1 protein-coding gene is annotated in these 1,097 nt (G+C 70.0%); it reads right to left on the reverse strand.

What is annotated here, in order from left to right:
* On the reverse strand, positions 1-1,097 hold a 1,097-nt coding region (locus tag IGS61_RS27700; RefSeq protein ID WP_230542499.1), incomplete at both ends, for an Ig-like domain-containing protein.

Genomic DNA, 1,097 nt, shown 5'->3' on the forward strand with positions numbered 1-1,097 from the left:
GCATCGGCTTGCGCCGCCTGCAGGCCGATCACTTCCGGATCGAGCGACGGGTCGCGCCGCGCCGTCACGGTGACGTTCACTACGCCCGGCTTCGAGGTGGCATACGCATTGCTCAGGGTGTAGCTGACCACCGCCGCGCCGGCGAACTTGCCCGAAGCCGCAAAGCTCAGCTGGTACGACGGCTTGCCGGCCGTGCCGACGTCGCGCACCACCGCCTTGCCCGCCTCCGCCGGCGCGACGCTCAGGACATTCGCCGCCGTGAACGGGCCGCCCGTGGCACCCGCCGTCAGGTCGACGGTGACCGTCAGGCCAGCCACCACCGTGGCGCTCTGGCTGGCCACCTGCGGCATCGGATTGACGCTGATCGTCGACGTCACCGGCGCCGAGGTGCCGAACACGTTCGAGACGGTGTAGCCGATGCCGATGTCGCCGCTGGTGTTGATGCCGGGCGTGTAGACGATGTCCAGGCCATTGACCGCCGCCGTGCCGCTGGCCGGCTGCGTGGTGATGGCCACCGCCGTGAACGGACCGCCGGTGGCGCCTTGCGTCACCTGCAGGGTCACCGGCGTGCCGGCCAGTACCGTCGCCGTCTTGGCGACAGGCACCGGTACCGGCTGCGGCGCCACCGTCACGCTGACCGTGGCCGGCGCGGAGGTGCCGCCCGGACCCGTCGCCGTGTAGCTGAAGCTGTCCGGACCAAAGTAGTTGGCATCCGGCACATACGTCACCTTGAAACTCGCACCGGCGACGGCGCGCGCCATGCGCGCCGAGGCACCGCTCGAGACCACCGTGACGCGCCCGTGCTGCGGCGGCGTGACGATGGTCACGTCCGTGATCGGGCTGCCATCCGTGGAAGCGATGGTCAGGCTCACTTCCTGGTTGGCCGAGGTGGTCGCCGTTTCATTGGGCACCGGCGGCGGCGCCTGGTTCACCTGCAGCGTCAGCGCCTGCTGCACCGTGAACTGGTGCGCATCCTTCGCTTGCACGGTGAAGCTGAAGCTGCCGAACGCGGTCGGTGTGCCGCTCAGCAGGCCGCTGGCGGCATCGAGCACCAGGCCGGCAGGCAAGGCGCCACTGCTGACCGAATACGCATACGG

Origin of the sequence: Janthinobacterium sp. FW305-129 (assembly GCF_020858115.1) — a bacterium.
In the GTDB taxonomy this organism is placed as follows: domain Bacteria; phylum Pseudomonadota; class Gammaproteobacteria; order Burkholderiales; family Burkholderiaceae_D; genus Janthinobacterium.